This window comes from Companilactobacillus sp. y65-5 (assembly GCF_057541095.1).
In genome coordinates, this window is record NZ_BAAJOA010000001.1 from 482,801 (window position 1) to 505,766 (window position 22,966).

At 37.8% G+C, this 22,966-nt stretch carries 28 protein-coding genes; all 28 read right to left on the minus strand.

Features of this window, described 5'->3' with window-relative positions; translation table 11 throughout:
- Nucleotides 1-148: 148 nt before the first annotated feature.
- Nucleotides 149-1,108: a peptidoglycan recognition protein family protein gene (locus AC27FM_RS02460; RefSeq protein ID WP_487085742.1), complete on the minus strand. Its 960-nt coding sequence runs from the start codon at nucleotides 1,106-1,108 to the stop codon at nucleotides 149-151.
- Entirely contained in the window at nucleotides 1,105-1,515 is a 411-nt protein-coding gene (locus AC27FM_RS02465) for a phage holin family protein (RefSeq protein ID WP_487085743.1), read from the minus strand. The genes AC27FM_RS02460 and AC27FM_RS02465 overlap by 4 nt, the downstream gene beginning before the upstream one ends.
- Before the next feature lie 47 nt (nucleotides 1,516-1,562).
- The gene (locus AC27FM_RS02470; RefSeq protein ID WP_487085744.1) at nucleotides 1,563-1,694 is read right to left on the minus strand and encodes an XkdX family protein; all 132 of its coding nucleotides are present in this window, start codon (nucleotides 1,692-1,694) and stop codon (nucleotides 1,563-1,565) included.
- Between the two features lie 12 nt (nucleotides 1,695-1,706).
- Entirely contained in the window at nucleotides 1,707-2,138 is a 432-nt protein-coding gene (locus AC27FM_RS02475; RefSeq protein WP_487085745.1) for a hypothetical protein, read from the minus strand.
- Nucleotides 2,139-2,330: 192 nt separating this feature from the next.
- Nucleotides 2,331-3,890: a hypothetical protein gene (locus tag AC27FM_RS02480; RefSeq protein WP_487085746.1), complete on the minus strand. Its 1,560-nt coding sequence runs from the start codon at nucleotides 3,888-3,890 to the stop codon at nucleotides 2,331-2,333.
- Nucleotides 3,883-4,689, minus strand: coding sequence for a putative phage tail protein (locus AC27FM_RS02485; protein ID WP_487085747.1), 807 nt, complete (start codon nucleotides 4,687-4,689; stop codon nucleotides 3,883-3,885). The genes AC27FM_RS02480 and AC27FM_RS02485 overlap by 8 nt, the downstream gene beginning before the upstream one ends.
- On the minus strand, nucleotides 4,682-5,830 hold the full coding sequence (locus tag AC27FM_RS02490) for a baseplate J/gp47 family protein (protein ID WP_487085748.1): 1,149 nt from the start codon (nucleotides 5,828-5,830) through the stop codon (nucleotides 4,682-4,684). Before AC27FM_RS02490 ends, AC27FM_RS02485 begins: the two co-directional genes overlap by 8 nt.
- The gene (locus AC27FM_RS02495; protein WP_487085749.1) at nucleotides 5,820-6,182 is read right to left on the minus strand and encodes a DUF2634 domain-containing protein; all 363 of its coding nucleotides are present in this window, start codon (nucleotides 6,180-6,182) and stop codon (nucleotides 5,820-5,822) included. The genes AC27FM_RS02490 and AC27FM_RS02495 overlap by 11 nt, the downstream gene beginning before the upstream one ends.
- Nucleotides 6,175-6,543, minus strand: a complete 369-nt coding sequence (locus tag AC27FM_RS02500) for a DUF2577 domain-containing protein (RefSeq protein WP_487085750.1) — start codon at nucleotides 6,541-6,543, stop codon at nucleotides 6,175-6,177. The genes AC27FM_RS02495 and AC27FM_RS02500 overlap by 8 nt, the downstream gene beginning before the upstream one ends.
- The gene (locus AC27FM_RS02505; protein ID WP_487085751.1) at nucleotides 6,516-7,568 is read right to left on the minus strand and encodes an XkdQ/YqbQ family protein; all 1,053 of its coding nucleotides are present in this window, start codon (nucleotides 7,566-7,568) and stop codon (nucleotides 6,516-6,518) included. The genes AC27FM_RS02500 and AC27FM_RS02505 overlap by 28 nt, the downstream gene beginning before the upstream one ends.
- Nucleotides 7,565-8,254 (minus strand): hypothetical protein, encoded by a 690-nt coding sequence (locus AC27FM_RS02510; RefSeq protein WP_487085752.1) that lies wholly within the window; start codon nucleotides 8,252-8,254, stop codon nucleotides 7,565-7,567. The genes AC27FM_RS02505 and AC27FM_RS02510 overlap by 4 nt, the downstream gene beginning before the upstream one ends.
- Before the next feature lie 12 nt (nucleotides 8,255-8,266).
- Nucleotides 8,267-11,392 (minus strand): tape measure protein, encoded by a 3,126-nt coding sequence (locus tag AC27FM_RS02515; RefSeq protein WP_487085753.1) that lies wholly within the window; start codon nucleotides 11,390-11,392, stop codon nucleotides 8,267-8,269.
- Nucleotides 11,393-11,617: 225 nt separating this feature from the next.
- The gene (locus tag AC27FM_RS02520; protein WP_487085754.1) at nucleotides 11,618-12,031 is read right to left on the minus strand and encodes a phage tail assembly chaperone; all 414 of its coding nucleotides are present in this window, start codon (nucleotides 12,029-12,031) and stop codon (nucleotides 11,618-11,620) included.
- Between the two features lie 2 nt (nucleotides 12,032-12,033).
- Nucleotides 12,034-12,516: a phage tail tube protein gene (locus AC27FM_RS02525; protein WP_487085755.1), complete on the minus strand. Its 483-nt coding sequence runs from the start codon at nucleotides 12,514-12,516 to the stop codon at nucleotides 12,034-12,036.
- Nucleotides 12,517-12,529: 13 nt separating this feature from the next.
- Entirely contained in the window at nucleotides 12,530-13,912 is a 1,383-nt protein-coding gene (locus AC27FM_RS02530; protein ID WP_487085756.1) for a phage tail sheath family protein, read from the minus strand.
- Nucleotides 13,913-14,068, minus strand: coding sequence for a hypothetical protein (locus AC27FM_RS02535; RefSeq protein ID WP_487085757.1), 156 nt, complete (start codon nucleotides 14,066-14,068; stop codon nucleotides 13,913-13,915). It lies immediately after the preceding gene.
- Nucleotides 14,058-14,477, minus strand: coding sequence for a phage tail terminator family protein (locus tag AC27FM_RS02540; protein ID WP_487085758.1), 420 nt, complete (start codon nucleotides 14,475-14,477; stop codon nucleotides 14,058-14,060). The genes AC27FM_RS02535 and AC27FM_RS02540 overlap by 11 nt, the downstream gene beginning before the upstream one ends.
- Entirely contained in the window at nucleotides 14,474-14,938 is a 465-nt protein-coding gene (locus tag AC27FM_RS02545; protein WP_487085759.1) for an HK97 gp10 family phage protein, read from the minus strand. The genes AC27FM_RS02540 and AC27FM_RS02545 overlap by 4 nt, the downstream gene beginning before the upstream one ends.
- Entirely contained in the window at nucleotides 14,919-15,317 is a 399-nt protein-coding gene (locus AC27FM_RS02550) for a hypothetical protein (protein ID WP_487085760.1), read from the minus strand. The genes AC27FM_RS02545 and AC27FM_RS02550 overlap by 20 nt, the downstream gene beginning before the upstream one ends.
- Nucleotides 15,314-15,688: a head-tail connector protein gene (locus AC27FM_RS02555; RefSeq protein WP_487085761.1), complete on the minus strand. Its 375-nt coding sequence runs from the start codon at nucleotides 15,686-15,688 to the stop codon at nucleotides 15,314-15,316. The genes AC27FM_RS02550 and AC27FM_RS02555 overlap by 4 nt, the downstream gene beginning before the upstream one ends.
- A gap of 11 nt (nucleotides 15,689-15,699) precedes the next feature.
- A complete protein-coding gene (locus AC27FM_RS02560; protein WP_487085762.1) occupies nucleotides 15,700-15,822 on the minus strand; it encodes a hypothetical protein in 123 nt (40 codons plus the stop codon).
- Between the two features lie 8 nt (nucleotides 15,823-15,830).
- Nucleotides 15,831-16,748: a capsid protein gene (locus AC27FM_RS02565; protein ID WP_487085763.1), complete on the minus strand. Its 918-nt coding sequence runs from the start codon at nucleotides 16,746-16,748 to the stop codon at nucleotides 15,831-15,833.
- Between the two features lie 17 nt (nucleotides 16,749-16,765).
- A complete protein-coding gene (locus tag AC27FM_RS02570) occupies nucleotides 16,766-17,317 on the minus strand; it encodes a phage scaffolding protein (protein WP_487085764.1) in 552 nt (183 codons plus the stop codon).
- A 130-nt stretch (nucleotides 17,318-17,447) separates the two neighbouring features.
- The gene (locus AC27FM_RS02575) at nucleotides 17,448-17,615 is read right to left on the minus strand and encodes a hypothetical protein (protein ID WP_487085765.1); all 168 of its coding nucleotides are present in this window, start codon (nucleotides 17,613-17,615) and stop codon (nucleotides 17,448-17,450) included.
- A complete protein-coding gene (locus tag AC27FM_RS02580) occupies nucleotides 17,602-19,221 on the minus strand; it encodes a minor capsid protein (RefSeq protein WP_487085766.1) in 1,620 nt (539 codons plus the stop codon). Before AC27FM_RS02580 ends, AC27FM_RS02575 begins: the two co-directional genes overlap by 14 nt.
- Complete coding sequence (locus tag AC27FM_RS02585; RefSeq protein WP_487085767.1) at nucleotides 19,214-20,623, minus strand: phage portal protein; 1,410 nt, start codon at nucleotides 20,621-20,623, stop codon at nucleotides 19,214-19,216. The genes AC27FM_RS02580 and AC27FM_RS02585 overlap by 8 nt, the downstream gene beginning before the upstream one ends.
- Nucleotides 20,614-21,870 (minus strand): PBSX family phage terminase large subunit, encoded by a 1,257-nt coding sequence (locus tag AC27FM_RS02590; RefSeq protein WP_487085768.1) that lies wholly within the window; start codon nucleotides 21,868-21,870, stop codon nucleotides 20,614-20,616. The genes AC27FM_RS02585 and AC27FM_RS02590 overlap by 10 nt, the downstream gene beginning before the upstream one ends.
- Nucleotides 21,842-22,687 carry a terminase small subunit gene (locus tag AC27FM_RS02595; protein WP_487085769.1) on the minus strand — a complete coding sequence of 282 codons (846 nt, stop codon included), beginning with the start codon at nucleotides 22,685-22,687 and terminating at the stop codon, nucleotides 21,842-21,844. Before AC27FM_RS02595 ends, AC27FM_RS02590 begins: the two co-directional genes overlap by 29 nt.
- Nucleotides 22,688-22,966: the final 279 nt, after the last annotated feature.

The window sequence follows — 22,966 nt, forward strand, 5'->3', positions numbered from 1 at the left end:
AGAATAGTACAATATCACCCGTGAGGGAATAAATAGGTTAGTCAATGTACTGATACAACTAAGTTTCAACTTCCCGTGTGGGGGATTTGTGGGATAAAATAAAAGAAGCTATCAACCTATATAAAACTAGATTGATAGCTTCTTTAGTTTACTTGTTTCCACCACCAATTGTGTAGAAACAATCAACATACTCATCTGTTGCAACTTTAAAATAATTACGTCCGTTAATTTGATACAAATTATCTTCAGTCTTCCATTGAGATAGATCATTCAAAACATGATTTAATTTCTTACCTTTACTATTCACAGTATTTATACCAGCAATTGCATTAATAGTAACCACTCCTGACTGATCCGTATATTTCTTAGGAATAAATTCATTGGTAGCAATTTGATACATTGGTAGTCCATTAACTTTCTTAATACCTGAAGTTTTCCAACTTGAAGCATTGACCAACTTAGTATTGGAACCAGAGATAATTTCACCCTTAGAGTTCCAACCTGCAATACCCGTTGTTGGACCATGTTTAATAGTAATCTGATCACGATTAGGTGTTTGAGGTGCAGGTTCTACAGTAGTTTCATTAATACCCTTCGCAATGTCATGCGCTAACTGCTCTTTAGTGATTCCCCAAATGGGCTTCAAATAGCTATCAACTGGATCCACATGTGAACCCCAGATATTATTTGATATCCATTTGTGTGTTTTAATTCCACGCTGATTAGATGTGTCCAGTTCTACTGGTATTCCATATTGTTTAGCTTTAGCACGTGCGAAGTTAACGAATGTTGCATAATCCCTTTCAAAAGTGACCCTATCATACGTCCTAGCCAGTTCAATCTGTACAGGTGAATTAGCATTAGCATAACTCCCAGCACCCCAAGCAACATACCCTTCCTCACCTACTTGATATATCCTGCCACCATCACCGATAACATATTGAACATATGTCTGTGCAGTATTTACATTATTTTTGAAATACATGGCATTATTCTTAGCGCCAACATTAGTAGTCTCGTGCAATACAATTAAATTATTAGCTGTACGTTGGCTTGAACCTTCATTGGCTCCAAGCATGTAAGTTTTATTGATATTGAATTCTGTCATTTTGTCTTACCTTCCATATCATCATTTGTAAGCTTTGCCAATCTATTGACCAGCCATTTTGGAATTGGGATACCCATTTCACCAAGATTTTCTAAAATAGAAATACCATACTGACCAATAAAAAAGGCCAAAAACATATTTGCATATTCAGATAGTCCCCAAGATGCAACAAGGGGATAAAATATCGTAGCCACTCCTGCAATAGTAAAATGTCTGATTAATCCTTCTCGACCGACTGTTGAATTAACCTTTTGTTTCGAATATTTAAAAAACCCTTTGATAAACCCTGTCATTAAATCAACAATTATAATAATTAAGAAAGTGGTAAACCAAGGATTTTCAGACAACTGATTGGCTGCCATCCACCATTCAGCCAGTCCAATTTTTGGAACTGGTGCATCATACAATTTCATTCCTTCTTTCTTTCACTCCAAAATAAAAAGGCTAGCGTCTGCTAACCTTCTGAATAATCTTCACCTGTAATGTCTTTAAAATCATCTGTTGAGATGATCGAAGGTACATATGCTGTGATATCTTCCTTTTTTAAGAATCCCCAGCCGAATTCCATTTTAAGTAAATTGATCATGATTAGTCTCTCCTATTCTGTGGTTTCAGTGTTTGATTTTAGTGTTATCAGTTGCTGTGTTAAATCTAAATTCTGTTTAGTTAACTCTGTAATACCACTTTGCAGCTCTGTTTGTGCTTGAGTTGATGCTAAGTTCTGTTTAGTGAGTTCAGTGGCCACTTTCTTTAAATCAGTGACGTCTGAAGTCAGTTGTAGATTTTGTAACGTTAGTTCTGTTATACTTTTTTGTTTTTCTTCATCAGGCGTCATGCCAGTTGTAGTGTGAACCAGTTTATTATCTGACGCTCTAGCTGTCCAGAGAGACATTTCCGAAATCAAAAAGGCTGGGTCACTTTCAACGAGTTCCCAGCCTTTAATTTTGGCTTGCTTATTGGCGGCTTCTTCATTGGTATTATTAACACCAACAATACTTCTACCATCGCTTAATTTAACAGCTATTTTCATTAGATTCCTCCTTAACTAATAAGTTTCTATTCTAATTATTTCTAAGTGAAATGGATATTTAGGGTCTCCACTTTCTGCGGCAGTGAATACATTATTTGCAGTTATACTTTTCTTATTAATGCTCAACGGTTGTTGAAACCCAGCCGCTTTATCAAAATAATATCTTTTATATTGCTGGTGATTATCATAAATTTATTTGACATTAGTAAAAGTATTTGCGTTGCCAATAAATAAGTCTTCTTTACTTAATGGAAGCTCGCTTTCTTCATTTAATTCATATAACGGAATCTCACCGAGCGTCGAACGCAAATATCCAGATGTCGTAATTACAATCCCATTTCCAACGTTCGCAAAATAATCTTCAACCGTATTTAGAGCAACCTCCCCAAATGCCTTGCCTGTGAATAATATTGAACCTGATGGAAGTTGTGGTACGGCTTCCTGAACATTAAACGTTGTTATTGTGTCAACTATTACATCATACGTCGCTCCAGTTACACCACCGGGGTTCCCGTCATTGCTAAAACCTGTTACTGATTCTATATCCATTGTCTTATCAGCATTAAACGTGAGCTTCAATACTGGCGCTTGATTGTTTGCAAGTTCGGTATTTTCACCGACACCATTAAATGGGACTTCAAGTGTCTGTCCAACTTCAAAATCCTCTGCCTTGATATATACCGGGACTGATGACGTTGTCGTATAACACTCCTCTTTAACAACGTTGTTAGGGTCATAATTTAATTTAATTTCTGCCGTTTCGCCCCTTTCGCCCGCTGTAATCGGAGTTTTAATCATGTGAATTAGAAATGATAAGCCTTCGCCAACCATGTTCATTTTTGAACCGACATCTTCAACGAATGAAATATTAGTTACTTTCGTAGGGTCTGTTGCACCTTGATACCTCATCATTCTTCCAACTATTTCACCCCTTAATAAATCACCAGCATAGTAGTCAGCGCCTGAACTTGGATGTGTATCTCCCGGATTAATCACCGTACCACCCGTCAAAGAGCCAATTTTTGAGATATCAATTGAATGATCATCGTCAGGCGTCAACGTTACTAAATTGTTATCCTTATCCTTCAACTTCAACGACATTGGCATATTTCTGACCAGTCTGGCCGTTCTCGTCAAATCATTTTCTTCAGGAATGTCTGTTTCCTTTGTGTAGGCCATCATCTGATTCAATTCGGCAGAAACTTCTGAATCTTCAATCAAATCGTCCATGTTGGCATTTGCAATTGCTTTTTTGATTTTGCTATCAACGTAGTCTTTAGATGCCATACCAGTTTCATTGATCAAAACTGTGACATTCTCAGTTCGACCTACGATAACGTAAATAGTAAATGTAAACTTTAATAAGACTTGATCTGCAAAATCAGGAATGAATTCCGGTTCTTGGGCTGTTGTGATTGCATATAAAATCTCTTCATCAGATCCGTCTTCCTTGGCATAAACACCCACGGCGTTGATCGAATATGCCTCGGTCAAGCCTTTATTTGTAAATAGGATTTCAGTTCCAATCACAGCATTGCTATCAGCAATATTCTCTTCCTGATTGGTAATAGTTCCTGATTGAACTTCATTTGGTAATGCCACAAGTGCTTGTAATTCAGATTCAGACAGCTTACTTAAATCGTCCGACGTAGATGCCGCACGTGTGATTGTGAATTTCACTTTGCCATTGGCTGCACGACTGGCCAAATCTAATCCGGCTGTAGTCAATACAGATTCATTATATTTAGACATGCACTTTTTTCTCCTTTACGATTAAATTGATACTAATTTGAGGTTTGATTGCCCCCAATTTCTTATTGCTATTTGTGTTGGTTGATATTGCTAATATTGCTCTGCTAACCGTCCTGAGCGTAGTTTGTACGCCTGTTGATCCAAAATAAGTGGGAGCATAGTTCAATTTATTATTGAAGATTGCTTTTGCTGGTGACTTGATACCAGTGGTGTTTCCAAAATTCAAAACTCCAAAATGTTGCTTGGTTGTTGAACTGGATTTAGTTTTCAACCTTGGCATGGTGCTAGTTACAATATATTTATCCACAACCGTACCAAGATATTCCCGTTGCTCAGTTTCAGTTTCAGAAGTCGTAATAATTTGAAAAGTGAGATTAGCAGGCAGATAAACGTTTAATAGATATTTCAAACGCTTAATCTGGTCCTTACTAATCTCACTTCTTTTTGCTGTCGTAGCGACATTTCTGATTGCGTATTCAACATTGATTGAGGCTGGTATGTCTAACGTATGAAGTAACTCTTTGAAATATTTTAGGGTTATCGGTTTGGGTGGCAACATTCTCATCAATACGTTGTATCTTCTTGTATCTAAAGAATCATTAGGATTAGCATCGATACCTAGCTGATCTTCAAAGATTGAAATACCCTCGAGATCAGCCTGAACAACAAATTGATTTAAAAGTGTTCTCAAAATCAGATCATCAAAATTACCAAAATCCACTTGTTCAGCTGCTACCAGCTTCTGCATCTCATAAACATCATCGTAGTAATCAGGTAAATAGTCTTGTAGTTTAACCATTCAAATTCACCTCGCCCACTACTGGTAGTTGTGATAACTCATTATTAAATTGCAACGCTATATCATCATCTATCCCATTTAAAGTTGGAATTGAAGCATTGACAACGCCGTCAACTTTCATAATTGAGCTAAGAATTTTAGAGCGGTAAATAGTGAGTGCATAGCCTCTATCAGTTGATTTATTAATTTGGCTCCAAGCAATTCTCCTAAACTTGAAATAGTCTTCAACAGCATTCAATATCTTAGGTTTTAAGGTCTCAATATCGGCTTGATCATCAACCTCAACTTTAGTATTAATATCTATTGTGACGGGCTCTGGTGCCACTACAGTAACAGCATGGTCAATAGGTGCTAGTCCATAACCTTCGCTTTCAGCATCTATAGGATCAATGGACTGTTTGACTTGGTCAATCAGTTCTTGGCTGGCCGGCATTAAATCATTATCTAGAATGACTAGTTTAACCGTACCTCCACCATTCCACGTTGGATAGACCTGAGCAGAACCAACAGAATCAAGTTTTGAAAGCATATCTAAGTAATTAGCGATATTGCCACCATAGGCTATCCAAGAATCAGCAGATAATAGCCTTTCACGCAAGTGATCATCAGTTTCGTTATTCTTGGCCGGAACTGACACCTCAACGATTTCTGCCCAAGACAAAATATCGTTGGGTGTGACTGGTAATATTTGACCAAGGTAACCATTAGACCGTGTTCCAACTTCTTCAGCTTCCAAAATTCCAGTTAGATCATCATTAATTTTGATAACTTTGTAGAAAATTGGATTGTCTCCCAAACTAGCAAATCTATCACCAATTTCAACGTTATCAATAGCATTACCTTTTGAATCTAAGAATTTAGCTTTAACCTGTGCTGCAGTTGCTAATTGTCTTGAAGTTCCATGTTCAACAGCACGATAATCCAAATACTCATTGTCGGCTGTTTTGATATAGGTTTCCTTAACAATATTTGACAAGTCTAAGGACTGTTGGGCCATAACCATAGCAGCTGGTGCCAAAGCATCATAAATAATCGAGCCCTGTCGTTTATCAACATTATCAGGAACATTAGCCATCATCTTGCTTAAATAGTACTCAAAATTGCGCTTCTCTATTCTGCTTGATAATTCTTCAGGAGTCATTGACACTCACCTCGCTTTCAATATCAATATCGCCATAGACTGTTGTGCATGAGCCATGAACTTTAAGAATAGTTCTATCCAAAATCTCAATATCATCCACCGTCACAGTCAAAATTCGACTATCTGCAAGTAAAGCTTCTTTAATCATTCGCTCAACTTCAACAGTCGCATAATCAAAACTCTTACCAAATAATTCAAAGAAATCATTACCATACTGATTGTTATAAATTGGATAAACAAATCTTTCAGTCTTCAAAATCTTGTCAACTGCTTGAACCATAGCTTTATGGCCGTCAAATTTGTTCATTATCCGGCCATTCTTAACTTGATAGGTCAACGTTGGATTATCCATCAACATCCCTCCTATCATTTCTTCTTTCCAAAACATAAAACTGTTGGCCACCATCAAAACGAATCATAGTAACCTCATCATCAGCTTGAAGTGTTCCATCAATTTCAATTGTTTCCATTACATCAGGTCGATTACCAGAAATCTCACCAATAGTATCTGAATGAGACAACACTCTGATACGTTCTTTATGCTTAGTAACACTTCGTCCGAGGACTAAAAAAGACTCAGACAAAATCATTTGATTAGATGTCTGAATCTTCAATGGGTCGGTGCTAATTACTTTTCCATAAACAATGTCAGCATAATCAGAATCATTACCACCTTTAGCATTCATTAATTCAAGGAGTTGCTCTCCAGCCATTGCGGATTCACCTTCATTTCTAAATCACATTTATAATCTGTTCCAAAATTGTGAGTTGATTTCATGATTGCTGTGTTATCGATCCAGAATCCAGCTTTAGATAAGTCACTAATTTGGATGTTCACAGAATTACCAGCTACCAAAGATGTATCACCCAAACAGGTCAAGCTTAGTGTGTAAGTCTCCCTGTTTTTTTCTTTGAGTAACTCATCCGCACGCTGTTTCATCTGAGCATCGTTGGCCTTATCCTTAGCGTTCTCAACTGTTTGCAACTTGCCCCAATCTTGAACATTTTTAGCACTGCTATCTGTAAAACTAAAGCTAGTTTTGTCTGGATCATCACCACTAGATTCAGTATCTGTTGAAGTAGATGTCGTTTGTTGTGACTCAGCTTGATTCTTCTTAACAATTCGAACTGAATTAGCAGCATCTTCAATAGATTTTTCAAAAGAAAAGCCAGTCAATAACGACTGATCTCCGACAATAATATTCAAATTCTGATAGGGGGCCTTTCTCAGCTCAACCACATCGTAATTAGCAAAAATGTAGTACATCTGATTGGTAGCCTTCTGAGTCTTATCAATACTTGATTTCAGCATATCAAAATAAGTCTTTGAATCGGCAACCTCAGCGGGCAATTTATAACTAGAATCATTAATAACTTTATGACTGATTTCAGCCATTTTACAAACAGTATCGAATCGATCCGAAATAGTTGAGATTGGCCAAACTAGTGAATCTTGATTCTTTAAATATCTGGTCTTATCATAAGCCGTCACACCGAATTTATGATCTTCTTTGAAACTAACCTTAAAGACATAACCATAGAATATCCTCTGTTCGTCCCATTGAAACTCAACAACATCACCGCTTTGAGGGAAGAAATCATCATCAAACAGCAAATCAAAATTCAAAGTTCCGGCGGCAAAGTTTAAATCAGTCGTCCATTTAACATTACTAACTGAATTGCTAACATCCCAGGTATCTCCAGCATGTCTACGACTAATAGTAAATTTAGTAATCATGCTGATCTCACATCACTTTCTTTGACCCAGCCACGTGAACCACCATCCAAAGTAGTAATGTGATATGGATATTCAGAGTTTGGAGCTATCAATGAAATTTTCCTAGTCGCATTCTGCTCTGTCATTCCAGCACCATGACCTTGAGAATCTCTGTGCAGTTGTCCATTAACTACCACCGTTGAACCCATACCCACCTTATCTGGTGGGCTAGGACGCTCTTTAACAGTCTTTTCTGGCTGTTGTTTAGCTCCTATTTTTTTTGCTCCATACGGCCGATATTCTTTAAATGACAGCGTATAGGAATACTCACCGTCATATCCATTTTTCATGCCATATTCAAAACTTGAAATAGTTGCTTTAAGTGAAATCTTTGTAGTTGAAATGACTACTCTTACAGGTTTCTTTAGCTTTCTAGCGTTTTCAATCCAGTCTATATAATCTTGAGCGCTACCTAAGAACTCTTGTGCAGATGCGTAATGAGAGTCTTTTGGAACTAACGGTATCGTACTTTCAATATTTATTTCTTGTAACTTATCTTCACCGATTAAATTTACTTCTCCCAATTTGATTACAGATTCAGATTTATCATCACTTGCACATTTAATGGTAACTTCAGCTGGATTAACTGGTAATTCAATTGTTTCATTTGAATCGTTGGTTAAATAAAACCCTAAATGATTACTCATGTCCATCACCTCCTAACTCAACGAAGCGTTTTGCTTCTCAATAAGTTTGTTTTCGATAATTTGTAATAGTCTTTCACCATCATATTCGGCATTTCCTGATGAATTAATCTGAATAGCACCTGATGCAATAACAACTTTAGAATTTTTATTTGACTGATTATTACTAGATTTATTAACAATAGAATCAACCACACCATAATGATGACTACCTGTTCCAGAGTATGGATTTTTAACTTTGACATCCGAATTACTTGCAGCATTTATCAAAGCACTTCCAGATTTTGCAACAATATTCTTACTACTGTCCATACCTTGTGCTAAACCTTGACCAATGAACCCACCGATTTCTGCAAATAATCTAGATGGTGAATGAATCTGAGCTTTTGCACGTGCCGCTTTATTTGCTTCAGAAACTAACGCATTAGCCGCCGCGGCAACTACACTCACTTGTGACTGCATACCCTGTGCTAAACCTTGACCAATCATTACACCAATTGAACGCATTTGTGATGCACCAGACCTACCTACAGCAACAGCAGCCTGAATTCCTGACCTTACTGCACTAGCCACTTGAGTCATCCCTGATTTAGCCGCTGATGCTGCACCTCTCATAGAACTGGAAATTGATGATTTAATGGCATTCATTTGCGAAGAAACTTTCGCTCGAGCAGATGAAAGCGAACTGGTATCTACAGTTGGAACTTTAGGTTTAGCAATCTTAGGAGCAGGAATTTTAGCACCAGATACTTTCTTTTTAATATCAGCCGTTGGGTCTCCTCCTTGAACAGTCGGCTTCTTAATAGTGGGTCCCTTAATCTTAGATGAACTAATCTTTTTCTTTATATCGGCTGTTGGGTCTCCACCCTGCACCGTTGGTTTCTTGATAGTTGGACCCTTTACCTTTGTAGAACCAATTTTCTTATTAAGATTTTGTAAAGGATCCCCACCACTAAAGTCTAATTGTGTGACCTGAGGTCCTTTAATCTTCTTATTCGAGTTCTTCTTTTGCATTTTTTGGATGATATCTCCACCCTCAAATGTGGATTCAATTTTAGGACCCTTAATCTTTTTACCACTAATCTTTTTTTCTAAAGCTTTAGTTGGATCATTTGATTCTTCAAAAGTTGGTGTACTAATAGTTGGTCCTTTAATTTTTTTAGAGTTGTTCTTTTTGACAAGTCCAGTAACTTTACCCAGTGTTCCAAGAACCTTAGATGTTGCAGTGTCTGAAAAATCAAAAGCGTTTGCTAAAGATTTACCAGACTTTCCAAACGCATCTTTAGCAGCGCCAAAATCTTTCCTCATTTGACCAAAGTTACCGAGTACTCCTTCAAATGCTGCTTTGGCGCTTAATCCAACACCCATTAGTGCTTGAACTACTGCACCAGCAATATTTACAAGCATTTTTAATCCGTCAGCAAAAGCCGCAACAGCAACCGCTGCGGCCATAAATCCTGCCATTAGTAGCCCGCCAACAATTGTCGCAATTCCCATGATACCTGGTTTTAATGAATTAAATACTTCACCAAGAGTACTAAAAATATCACCAAATGTTGAGACTATGGAAGATGCTGGTCCTGATAATGATGATATTACTCCACGAACTAAATCACCAAATCCACCTAAATTTTCTTTAAAGGCGTATATTGCAAAACCGACAACACCAAAAGCAGCTGCAATTCCCAAAAGAATTGGACCTACTGATACTAATGATCCCGCAAGACCACCAAACGACGAAAATATTCCACCTAATCCAGTTAGTTTTCCAATAACAGCAGAAAATTTACTTAAACCGGATAAACCCTCACTAGCTTTTGTAAGTCCTAATAATGGTTTACTTATCCCAGAAATCATTTTAGAGACTCCTTGCAGTCCCTTCATAGTAATCATTGCTACTGCTAGTGCTTCCAAAGAAGTTGCTATGCCTTTTATCTGACTTGGACTTAATTTAGACACTGCTCTGGCTATACTATCAATGATATTTGCAACATCTTTAACACCTTTACCAACGCCTTTACCTATATCCTTTAAAAATGCAAATGGGTCTTTATTACCGCTAGACAATCCTTTGAATACGTTTGATGCAGCTTTACCCAAATCTTCAAACATTCGTTTTGTAGATGAAATTGCCTCGGTATCTTTAAAGCCTGATGATAAACTTTCAAAGCCTTTTTTGGCATTGGTAACAACTGAGGTAATGGTACTCTGAATTGTTGGTATAGCATCTTTTAATTTCTGAGTTACATCGTTTATACCATCTGTTAAACCGTTTTTTGCTAAGGTGTCTATTCCCCCGGCTACAACTCTTGTAACTGCAGTTTTAAAATTAGTCATTGACGTTCCAATACCAGCAGTTGAATCCTTAGCGATTTTGCTAAGTGATTTCATACCACCTCCGCCTTTTTCATCAAGTTCAATCAAAGCATCTTGAAACTTCTTAGCCGAAATAGTTCCATCAGATAATCCATCTTTTAACTTTCCGGTAGTGGTTCCCATTTGTTTAGCTATTGCATTTAGAGCAGGACCCATACCACCATTAATCATTGAATTCCATGTTTGAGCATCAACTTTTCCATTAGAAAATGCCTGTGATAATTGAATAACTGATTCATTCACTTGATTAGCGGAACCACCAAAACCTAAAATACCATCGTTCATAGCTTTAAATATTTTAGTTGATTTACCAATATCTCCAGTGGAAGCAGCCAATAATTGAGTTTGACTAACAGCCGAATCCATAGATGTTGGTAATCCGTTGATTGCCTTATCCAAATCATTCATGGCCGTTTTAGTTTGAGTTGCAGAGAATCCCATATTGATAAATGAACGACTAGCATTATTTAATGTATCGACACGTTTAACAGCATCTCCCAAAGAATCCTTAATAAGCCCAATACCTTTAGTAATGCCAGTACCAATAATATTGGCTCCAAGCATCTTTTTAAAAATACCACCAGTATTCTCGGCTTGTTGGCCGGCACTTTCCAATGGTTGTTGAATATTACCGTTAAAACCATCTTTAAAAGCACTTTTGAATTTACTCATCGAAGATTTACTTCTACTGAGATCAGAGTTTAATTTATCCAATGGACTACTAAATTCATCATAAATTTTAATTGTTGAACTGATAGTAGCCATATATTTTAACCTCCTTTCCAAAAAAATCGCCAAAACTATGAAATAGTCTTAGCGATTTTTAAATTTCCTTTTGTGCTTCTTCTTGTTTTTCAATAATTATGTCAATACAAGCTATAACCAAAGATTTCTCTCTTTTGTTTAATTTCACCCACTGATCAGGGGTCCACTTAAACTCATTAAGTGAATACAAGTAATACCCCATATCACTATAATCTTCGGTCTTGATTATTTTTTTGCTTCATCCACCAGTTCAGTGACATTTTCAGTATCAAAGCCACTTAATGTTTGAGCTTGTGATAATAATTCGGTATATTCACCTGCCATCAACATCTTTTTCAACAATCCTACTGGGTCAGCAATTGCTCCCCATGATTTTTGCAATTCAGCATTCTTTAAATCTGGAGATACAACTGATTCGCTTAAAAGTAAATCACCATATTCTTGAACGTTTAAATCATTTGTTAATGCACCAGTTTTAGGATTTTTAATAGGATGGGTTGCTTCCTTTTGCAATCTGGAACTTGTTTCAGCATCAAGTGATTCCAGTTCAAATGGTGCATTAAAGCGTTCAAGCTTAAATTTCAATTTCTTTACAGCTGTATCTACGTTAGTTTTTAAAAAATCATTTACATCAGTCATATTTAATTATCCCCTTTAATGTCATTAAATTCTTCAACTAGTTCAACGCCTTCGAATGCGAACGCTGTTTTCCAAGACATTACATCCTTACCAGCTTTAATATCCAAAAGTGGAATTTCATCTAAGTTAATATTGTGAATGATAAGAACTTGTTTTCCTGTACGACTGGTTGGGTCTTCAACCACTACCGTTGCATCAAAATAAACATCTTTACCATTATTTGCATATTCCAAACCATATTTAATAAAATCTGAAGTAATTAGATAAGAACTTAAATTTCCTGTACCCGAAATTCCGACAACTTTCTTACCTTGCCACCGTGAACCTAAAATATTTACATCAGTTTTTGTTTTCTTAATCGTTGCCGAAAATTCGTTTGCTTCCATCATTTTGATATTTCGGCCACCAGTTTCTAAAAAGAGCTTAGCTTCATTACTAGAGATAGTATCTCTAGTGTTCAAAAAACCATCTATTGTTCCTAACATTGTTTTCGTCTCCCTACGCAACAGTAATTGTCATATAAAGTTTTTCCATTGAATCAATTGGTTTAACCGCTAAATCAACTAGGATTGAATCCCCATCATTACCAGGGGCAACGGTTAAATCCTCCGGTTTAAAATCTGTAATAATATTGGCACTCATTAAATTAGACATGTATGAAACCCGATTAGCTTTAAACAAGTCTCGACCAGTTTCATCATTATTGACCTTACCAATAAACATCGTTTCAAATGCCTCTTCGCTATCAGTTGCAATCTGATCCAAAGTCCTAATGATTCGATTCTTAGATAATTCCTTAGGCTTTTCATCTGAATAAGTAGTTAATGAATTAATATCCTGCTCAATTACTACACGTCCACCACGCTTAACCGTAAAGACGATCCAGCCATTATTTAAGGCCTTGATGGTCAATTCATTATTTAACTTAGGAACCACATTAGTAGCACCAGGATACTCAGCATAAGTTAATGACGAACTTGCACCAGCGGCTGACGATGCTCCAGCAAAATAACCAGCTGCAGTTGTCGTATCAATTTGTGTGCCATCTTCTAAGACGACTCCGTTAGCAACAACTGATACACCCTCATGATCGTAATCATAGCCACCTTCGTAAGCCGGTACTACCGCTCTAACCTTATAGCCTTCACCATCGCGTAGTCGCTGTACAGCTTGTGCTACCAATTGATGAATGTTGTTATCAGGTTCAAATCCCGCTGCTGTCACAACATTAAATTGTTCTGTTTCAAGCGCATCATTTAGTAATTCAGTAATCTCAACTGGTTTGGTTGTACCACCAACCAGGTCATATGTTGATGAAGCCGCCAATGATACCAATTTATTAGTAGCAGGTTTGTCCTCAACACCTAGCACCTCGTCATTTGTATATTCAACATCAATGTACTCATTTGATTGCAAACCTTTAGCTGTCGTTGTACGGATGACTTGTTGATCAACAACCTCAGTCCCATAGATTGTTGAAACTGTGATTCTGGTATCATCATTAGGATCTTTAACCACCGTTACATGTAGTTCATTACCTTTTGTTCCTGGATACTTAGCTGTGAAGTTCCAAGGTAATAAGTCATTGGTAATAGTAGCTTTGTCACCGTCGTTGTCATTCAAAAGCAATACGGTCAAAGCACCTTTAAGCGTCTCTCTCAGTGCGCCAAATTCCGGTGTTGAAAGTGGTGCTCCCAGCAACGCTTTAAAGTCTGAATTAGCATTCAGTTCAATTACTCCTTTGGCACCCCAATTCAGAGCCGTGTGGTTGATCAGCAATGTACGTCCTAGACTTGTATCTTGTGCTGGTTGTTCAGCACCAACTGTGTTGATATATGCTCCAGGTCGGCGTTTATTTTGTGTTGTCCATGTTCCACCCATTTATTTGATTCCTCCTTTAAACTCTTTGATCAGTTTCTTAACTTCACGCATTGAATATAGTTTTTTATCATCCAATACAATTTTTAAAATGTCACGATCAATAACATCAAAGCCTGTGCTATTAATTAGTGAACCCTTAGAATACTTATCCACCACCTGCGACACCTCCATTTAGTTTCATATGCTGTTGCTTAATACCTGTATCCTGCTTGTGTGCTCTGATTTGAACCTCAAATGTCATTTGTAAAGTGTTATCAGTCGACTGATTAAACTCACGGTTACGCAAGTTACCAAAATCAGTCAGCATAGTGAAGTTATCTAGTAGGATTTCTTCAACCATCTGCATATCTTGTTTAGGATTATCAATAGTTGGGAAGTAGACAATTTGATAAGAATACTTTCGATTTTGAATCTCAAACATTTCTGGACTTGATCGAGTTGAGATTTTCTCAATAAAAAAAGAAGGCTCTTCAAAACCTTCCTTATGATTCTCACGATAAATTGCAATGGTAGGAAATAGTTTTAATAATTCTTCACCAATCAATTTAATAATGTCATATTTCAATCAAACAAACCTCCTAACGCTTTTTTAAGCGCTGGTGTCAGTAATTGTGGCATCATATCAGTTAATTCAGCCACTGTTTCTGACATCATATGTTGGCCAGGAATCCAATGAACACCTTTGGATCGTTTAATAGATTCCGGCTTATGAGGGGGTCTTGTTCTGTGGCCATATTCAACATAGGGCGCATACTCTGTATCATTGTACAGCTCCATAGTTATTGCCATACCCGAAATAATCGGTTGACTAAAGTGCCATGTACGCCTCAAATGTCCACCAGTTTTTCCGGATCCTTTTGGATACTGCCCAACCGGTGTTCTTTTTTTAACGGTTCGCATACCCAAAGTGCGCACCTTTCTAGCCGATTTTAAAACACTCTGTTTTAATTCTTCGGCTTCAATATTAGCATTTACTCTATTAGCAAACTCTTGAAACTCTTCATCATCAATTGTTCCCCATGCCATCAGATGCCACCTCCTTAGCTTTCTCATCACGTACCATTGCAACTTCTTGATGACTAACATAACCACGATATCCCTTACTGGAGCGCTTGTATTGTGTCACATGACCATTTACATCAGTGACCTCAATATCAGCTCCTGCAGGTATAAAAACCTCGTTATCAATCAATAACTTGGCATCAAATCGATCTGTACCATAGAAAGATTGGTCGCTAGGTTTTTGACCGCTAAGAATGACTTTGGCTGGATGATTTTTTACTATTGTAACTGGACCATTCTCAGTAAATGGACCATTCTTAACATTCTTAAATCCAGTAATGGTCACCCGATCATTCCAAACTTTTTCAATGACTCCATTCATCTTGTTAAATATTGATTTCATCGCTTCACCTTCCTAAAACCATTGAGTTGCGTGATAAAGTTGTCAGTTATGGAATTAGCTTCTTGAAGCGACTTGTACACATCACCAGGTAATTTAAAAGTAACCGATACATCACCTTCTGACATTGATGAAACGTTGCTAGAGCGGTCTGCGATAGGTGTTAAGTAATCATGTGTCTCAATAAGTTGCTGACACATGCCAACAATAGTTAACTCTAACGCTTCAGGAATATCATCAATCCCAGCATGAATGTAATTGGCCACATCGTTAATTGTTTTTGAAACAATTAATTCAAGAATGACATCGAAATTATCATTTTCGTTATCTGGAATCAAAATTTTAAGTTTTGTAATAATATCTTCTTTACTCATTTGATGACCCCCTAATCCTTCGGAACTAATGTCAACAAATCTGCCTTAGTAGTCTTGCCTGAATGGTCAATAAAGTGAGAATCTAACCAATCAGTGATTTCAGCTACAGTATTTTTATCTGTCGGTTTATCCAATGGTGGGGTTACGCTTTTGGGGCTACTACTTTGTCAGACGTAACAAATTCAATACCCTTGGTCTTAGCCTTCAACAACAGAACATCATCGTAAGATTGTTCGTAATATAGATAGTTGCCACTGTTGCCAGCCGTAGGTGCATCAAAACCAACAAAGCTGTACTTTTGTGGCGCAATCTGAACACCGTTGTAGATTAAGAACATCTCAATTTGCTTGGCATCATCCTTAATTTTTGAACCAACTGTAAAATCAAACGATGTTTGCATCAAATCGGATGGTACTACCACGATAGATACATCATCTAAACTATAAACTGTACGTTGTACATTATTTGGATCCTTTAAGTTCAGTTCACGATTCAAAGCTTCGGCACGCTTCAAAATAGCATTGTTTTTTGGCGTGATATATAGAACACGATTTTGATTAGGAATTCGTGCTTCATCAAAGTTGACCATCATGTTATCAAAAGCAGTCAAGATGTTTTTTTCATCTAACGTATCGGTATGCAACCCACCATCATTAGCATCAGCCTTCTCTTGATACAGCTTACTAAACATTTGACGGTCCATTTCTGGCATCTTTTCATCTAAGTTAAATTGCTTGGTAATATTAGCAATTGAAACGACCATATTTGATTCATCAATATCACTTGGATCTACCAAAGTAGACCAGTAACGTTCATTCTTCAATTCATATGAATCCCAATCATTTGAATAGTTAGCGTTAGGTTGCGTAATTGTTCGGCGTGTACGATCACGACGACCTTCGTCAATCGTCAAACGTGGCACTTTAATATGCTTGGCTCCGTCGAATTTAATTGTACTGTTAGATGGCGATTGCCATAATGTCTGTGAAAATAAATGCCCATCGTAAAATGCTTGTTGGATAGCTTGTTGATAGGCCTCCGCGTAGTTAATTGTTGCCATAAATAACTTCCTTCTTTCTATTCTTTAAATGCGTCAATCAAAGTTTGAACTTGGTTGTTATCGTCAGAGCCATTGCCACCCTTAGGTTCATAACCACCTTTTTGACCTTCATCAAATAGATAGCCATCAGACTCTTTTAAAGTTGTTAGCTGGTCGTTTAGCCCTGTCAGTTCATCTTTATCATTGAGTTTAATGGTATCCATGTCTAATAAGCCTTTGATGGCCTTAGTATTGCGAACTTTAGCACCAGTTAAGGCGGTATCAAGCGCTGAATTGAGTTTAGTCTGGCCAAGTTGATCATTGAGCTGCTGAGTATCAGTTTTGTATTTATCTTGTAAGTCAGTGAATTGTTTGGATAAATCCTCATTATCTGACACCTGCTTTTTAAGCGATTTAATATCCTTGTCACGTTCTGTCATTTGAGTTTTAAGTGATTCATTTTCAGTCTTGATAGACTCGACATCCCCAAACGACTTCTTAGTATTCTCAATATCAGAGCCATTGGCAGACATAATCTGGTCAATAACTTTATCTCCCAAGTCCAAACCTTTTAAAAATTCTCGTTTCATAATTACAAATCCTCTCTCGTTAGATTTACGTGGAACGGCCACATTTGAGGTATAAAAAATAAGCCTTTTTACGACTTACTCAGGTCAAAAGGGTACAAAAATAGCACTCAACGATTTTGCTGGGTGCTAACTAAATACCACATTCTTTATTTATTCTCTTTTCGGCTTCAGCCATCCGTTCCTTGTACCCAGGCTGACTTTCGATAAGCTTGATATGCTCTTTTTCTTGTTGGGTTAATGGACGATTATTGCTATCGTCAATCAACATATAAAACTCATCATTGCTAGTTCTGATCATGAATAATCGCCCCCGATTCATAGACTTTATCTGTTGCCAATATATTAGCTTCTTGTTTTGCATAGCCCTCTCTTACAAACAGATTATACCATCTCTTGTATAGAAACTCTATGTCAATACTCCTTGGACTTATCTTTATAGTGGCTACTTTGCCATTATGAGAAACAACAACACTTTGCATAATTTTAGGGTTGCGGAATAAAGTCAAAATATCAGCAATCGACGGTCTTGAACTATTGGGATGGTTATGCAGTAACACCATTGGTTCCGCGTACTCCTGCACCTCACAAAACTGATCGTACGTTAAGCCAGTCTTTCCTTCTTCAATCGAAGTATCTTGCTTAACGACCAGCTCCCCAGTTCGCTGATCAATGACATACAGGTCTTCGTAATTTGAACCATCACGATGTTCTAGTATAGTCATTGAGTTTTTATAAAGTGCTTCTTGAGTCTGTTTAGGCAGATCTAGCACAACAAATTTGTCATGGAACCGTTTGGAGTTAACCAGTTTGCGATTGACCGATAAACCATTTTGAGAATCTTTTTTGGAAATATTAGTTTGTTCTGCAGCTTTTATAGCAGTCGGTATATACTGCTTTTTCCACTCATCAAACTTCATATTCTTAATGAACTTACCTTTACCGGTCTCTGGATCACGGTTCCATCTATTCTCAATGTCGCTCAACCCTTCAATATATGGCACTGTAGTGCATCTGCAATTAGCATGTATTATTGGATAGTTGACTCCATCTTTGCGCTCTGATAGCTTGAACCTCTTGCCATCCAGGTGTCCACAAACTGCACACGTGTGCGATTCTAAGGTAGCCATGTACTCATATTCTTCGATATCTGACTCTTCATAGCCTTGGGCTGTTGCTTTTTCGTTAACGTGAGCCATTTCAGAATTGACTAGTCTATGAATATCCTTACGACTTACGTCCTTGAATCTTTCATGCATCATAGTTGTCAACTTATCTGGTGAGCAGCCTAGTAGTGATCCTCTCAGGAGGGTATCCATCAACTTGTTAGGCAATGTTTGAGTGTAGTTTCCCCAAATCCGTTTAGAGAAGTTGGAGCCCTTCCAAGGCTTGCTAACAATAGTTTTGAGTTGGTCCTCATTAAAGCTTGCAAAATTACCACCAAATTTCATTTTTGCTGATTGCGTTTTGTAAATAGTCCTCATGTAGCTATCATCAAATTGTTTTGACAAGGCATCAGACATATTTGTTTGTTCAGACTTAGCAAAATTTCTTGTGTGATATTTCATTTGCTCATCTAAGTTTTGAAGTCTTGATATACGACTCTTAAAATATTCAGAATCGAGTTCTTTCTCGTAGCCACCAGCCTTTGCCTTCTCCTCAAATTGCTCTAGTGTCATCTGCCAACTAGAGTTACCAATGCTGCCAAGCATCTGTTTAACTTCCTTCTCAGGAATGTTATTTGTTTGAGCATAGCGACGATAATACTTATTCAATTCACCGTCCAAGTCACGCTGTAGACCACGTAGTTTCGGTTGCAAGGCACGTTCATAGTCTTCGCTATTCTTTATCTGTTTAGCTTTCGTTTGAAGAAATCTCTTCTCCCAGTACGTTAATTCACTACTCATCATCATCACCTAAATTATTAAGTGACTCATCATTTGAGTAGCCATCATTTTTCACGACATCATCCTGACGATTCTTCAATTCTTCTTGGTAATCCTCAACAATCGGATTAGCCTTGGCTACTGCCTCATCAGATGAATAGTTTGCTACTTGTGATACAATCTGTGCTTGCTCCAAATCATTGTGAATGGCTGTTCGTGTCCACGTCTGGTGAATATTTCGACCGTCAGCATCAGATACATTCAGCCAGTTCATAATTGCTCTAACCAACTCGGAAATTCCATCCCTGAAATACGATTCCGTGATTGACGCCTTCAATTCCAGATGACTATATAGCATCTTGATTGCTACACCAGTGGCATTGTTGGCTTCAAACTTAGTTGGATCGATGCCTTGCCCGTGCACAAAAATATCCCCCTTGGTTGTCTCTAAGAGGGAATTGCGTGCATCTGTTGGAATATCAATCGTGAGCTTGTCAACACCTGACTTATCACCTGTGCCTATGCTATCTAACTTAATCGCCTTGTCTTCTTTGAGTGCCTTTTTGAAGTCATCTAGCGACTCACCACCATAATTAGTCAAGACCAGGATAACTTGCTGAACATCATCAACGTCATTCACAAAACCGTTATATACATTGTCGTAAACATCAATTAAGCCTTTGTATTTCAGCAAGTCAGGACGCTCATATTTGTTCTTAGGAAATGCAATGAAGGGGATACGGCCAAAATTATGATTCATCTTTGAACCTGTACCAACTTCATCTCCTGTTGATACGTCAAAGATTGGGAATCTATCTTCTACCGCTGACAAGTCCGAATAGTCTGGCATCTGCGACTTGAATACCGTCACATCTTTATCAGTCCAATACTCGTGAATCTTGAAGTACTTGCCATCATCTGGATCAAGTTGCCGATACGTTCGTCTGACCGCTAATAATTTGCGATTAAGGTCGTTGGAATATATCGGCGTGATCTGCCCAGGAGGTACAATGCCATATCTGAATTGATTCGATTCATCAATCCAATAATGAATCCATCCAATTCCAGCGTTGGCAGCGTCAATGACCAACTGATTCAACCGTAAATTGAAATTGTCACCTAGTGTTGTTTTAATCTTGTCATTTAGTTTTTCATCTTCGACGTCTACCGCCGGTGGAATGGTGGCTACGTACCCAGCCTCCTGATCCACAAGTAATTGGTGATAGTTGCTACTAACTCTGTTGTCAGCTGAACGTAAGGGCTCATCCTTCCCATGCTCATTTAATTTTGATTCACCATTGTTACGGTTGGTGATGTCATTCTTATTGAAATAATAATCAAGCGACTGTTGAAACTGACTAACAAATTTAGTTCTGCGTGCATCCGTATTTTTGAGTAGCTTTTTCATTGCCTTTATTTCCAAGGTTTGAAGCCTCCTTTCCGTATTATCGATTCCAGTGCATATCTGGTTGCGTCCATTGCATGGTCGTTGCCATCAGGGTAGCCAGCCTTAAAATTGCCATTTGCATCCCTTTCCAGTTCATAACTACTGAACTCACGTGCGGTGTTAGGACACTTGGCGGGGTCAATTACAATCTCTCTTAGGTCTTGCAGCCACTTGTATCCCTGGTCCCGACTTCCTGGTCCTTTCTTTGCACCCAGTACATTTAAGCTCATATCTCGATACTCTGCTATCGTTCCAGGTGATGCTGAATCAGCAATAATTGGCTTGTTGTTTGAATCAAATCGCTTAATCAGCTCAACAGCATTTCTATTCTTCAATCCCACCTGATAGATTTCATTAAATATATACAGTCGATGTCTCGTTAAATCAAAATAGACTTCGATATATGCCAACGGATCGCTAGCAAAACCAAAGTCTAAGCCTCTTTTTATATTGTCGAATAATTGATATTCAGCTTTTGTAATCTCACGTAACGTGACGTTATTGAACACTTCCGCACCAGTACCAGTTATTTCACCTAAGTATTCATGATTGAATGCTTTAGGATTATCTTTCTTTAACTGTTCAGCATCAGCTAAGAATTCACGTCCAAGCCACTCTTTTGGAACTGAAAGATAATCAGATGAATGAACCAAAGTATCATCCCTAGTACCTTCCTTAGCTGTCGTCACATTGACCCAACTGTTAACACTAGCCGGTGGATTGTAACTATAGAATGTGATGATGTCGCTACCACCACGATTTAGGGATTGATTAATGGAACGTATCTCTGCCCACTTCAGGAACTCATCCGTTTCTTCATAATGTTTATATTTTGTATAACCATGTCGAAACTTTTGTGACTTAATTTTTCGTGGTTTGTCTGCACCCTTAAATCGAATCTGCTGACCAGTGGGCTTATATGTAAGCGTCATAGGGCTAACTGAGTCCTTCCAATAATCAGCAACACCTAAAACATCAATAGCCCATAAATACTGGTCATACACCGAATCACGTAAGGTAGCTGCAACCTTCCTCAGAACTACTGCATTAGCTTCAGGGTCTTTCATTATCCCCAGTACAATCTCGATAGAGATAAAACTAGACTTGGTTGAACCACGACCACCCTTCAACCAGTAATTAGAATGCTTACGGTTCTTGATATCAACATGAAGTTGTCTGAACGATGGTGCAACTTTACTCTTTAGCATTACCTGTTGAACCATCGTCCTCATCCCCTTCAATGTTATCTAAAATCTGAACACCGCTGGTATCATCTTGGTCATTAACATATGTGTCTGCATATTTCATCAAACTATCTAAAGCCTTTTGCTTATCATACATTTCAACAACCGCTTCACCCTTATCGATCCGAATAGATTTAATATTGGCCGTATCAATTTCATTGCTGTCATGTAAATTAACAATGTTTTCGAAATAGTATTCTTGCTCGCCAGTGGCAGGATCAATTTTAGGCACCATCTTATATTTGCCATTATTATCTTCATAATTACCACTCTTGATATAGATCTTCGACCACTTATATTTTTTGACTGTCTTAAACTCAATAACGTCACGAACGTCTGATTTAGACTGTTGACGTATCTCGTTGATGATATCCTGAACGTTGAAATACAAGTCAGTTGTTTGCTGTTTTTTTAAATTTGAAAGCTGTTTTTTAATACTAGGTTTTACTAGGGCCTTACTGCCTTCCACGTTAGCTGTAGCATAATTACACTTATAAGCCTTCTGATAAGCCCATGTGGCGTTAAATCGTTGCAAATAAAAGAGGCAGAACAACTTTTGCTTATCTGTAAGCTCGTTGTTTGCCTCTAATTCATCCACTATTTTGGGTGCAACCTTTTGAGTAATAGATGCATCTCTTTTTGATTTAGGATGCATATTCTTAGGTGCACCTCTTGACCAGCCATTCCTTTGACGCCATGATTTAATTGTGTTGACCGGTACGTCAATCTCTTCTGCAATGTCTTTGTATTTAGAACCTCCCACATACATCTGCATCGCTAATTCTTGTTTATTCATTACATATCACCACACCTCCAATAAAAAAGCCAGTCCGTAGACTGACCTTCGCAACAGCTCCCGTAGAAGTACTGCCACTCACTTTAATAGCTACCCTAGGAGTCGAACCTAGCACGAAGTGTTCACCGAAAGTAGCTAACCATAACATTGAGATTAAAAATCTATTTTATGGCCGTTTTCCGCCGACCAAAGTTGATTTTGCTTCTACGCCAACATCCACTGAACTTCTTTGAAACTTTCGATAATACTAATATACACTGAAAAACTCGGCTATGGAAT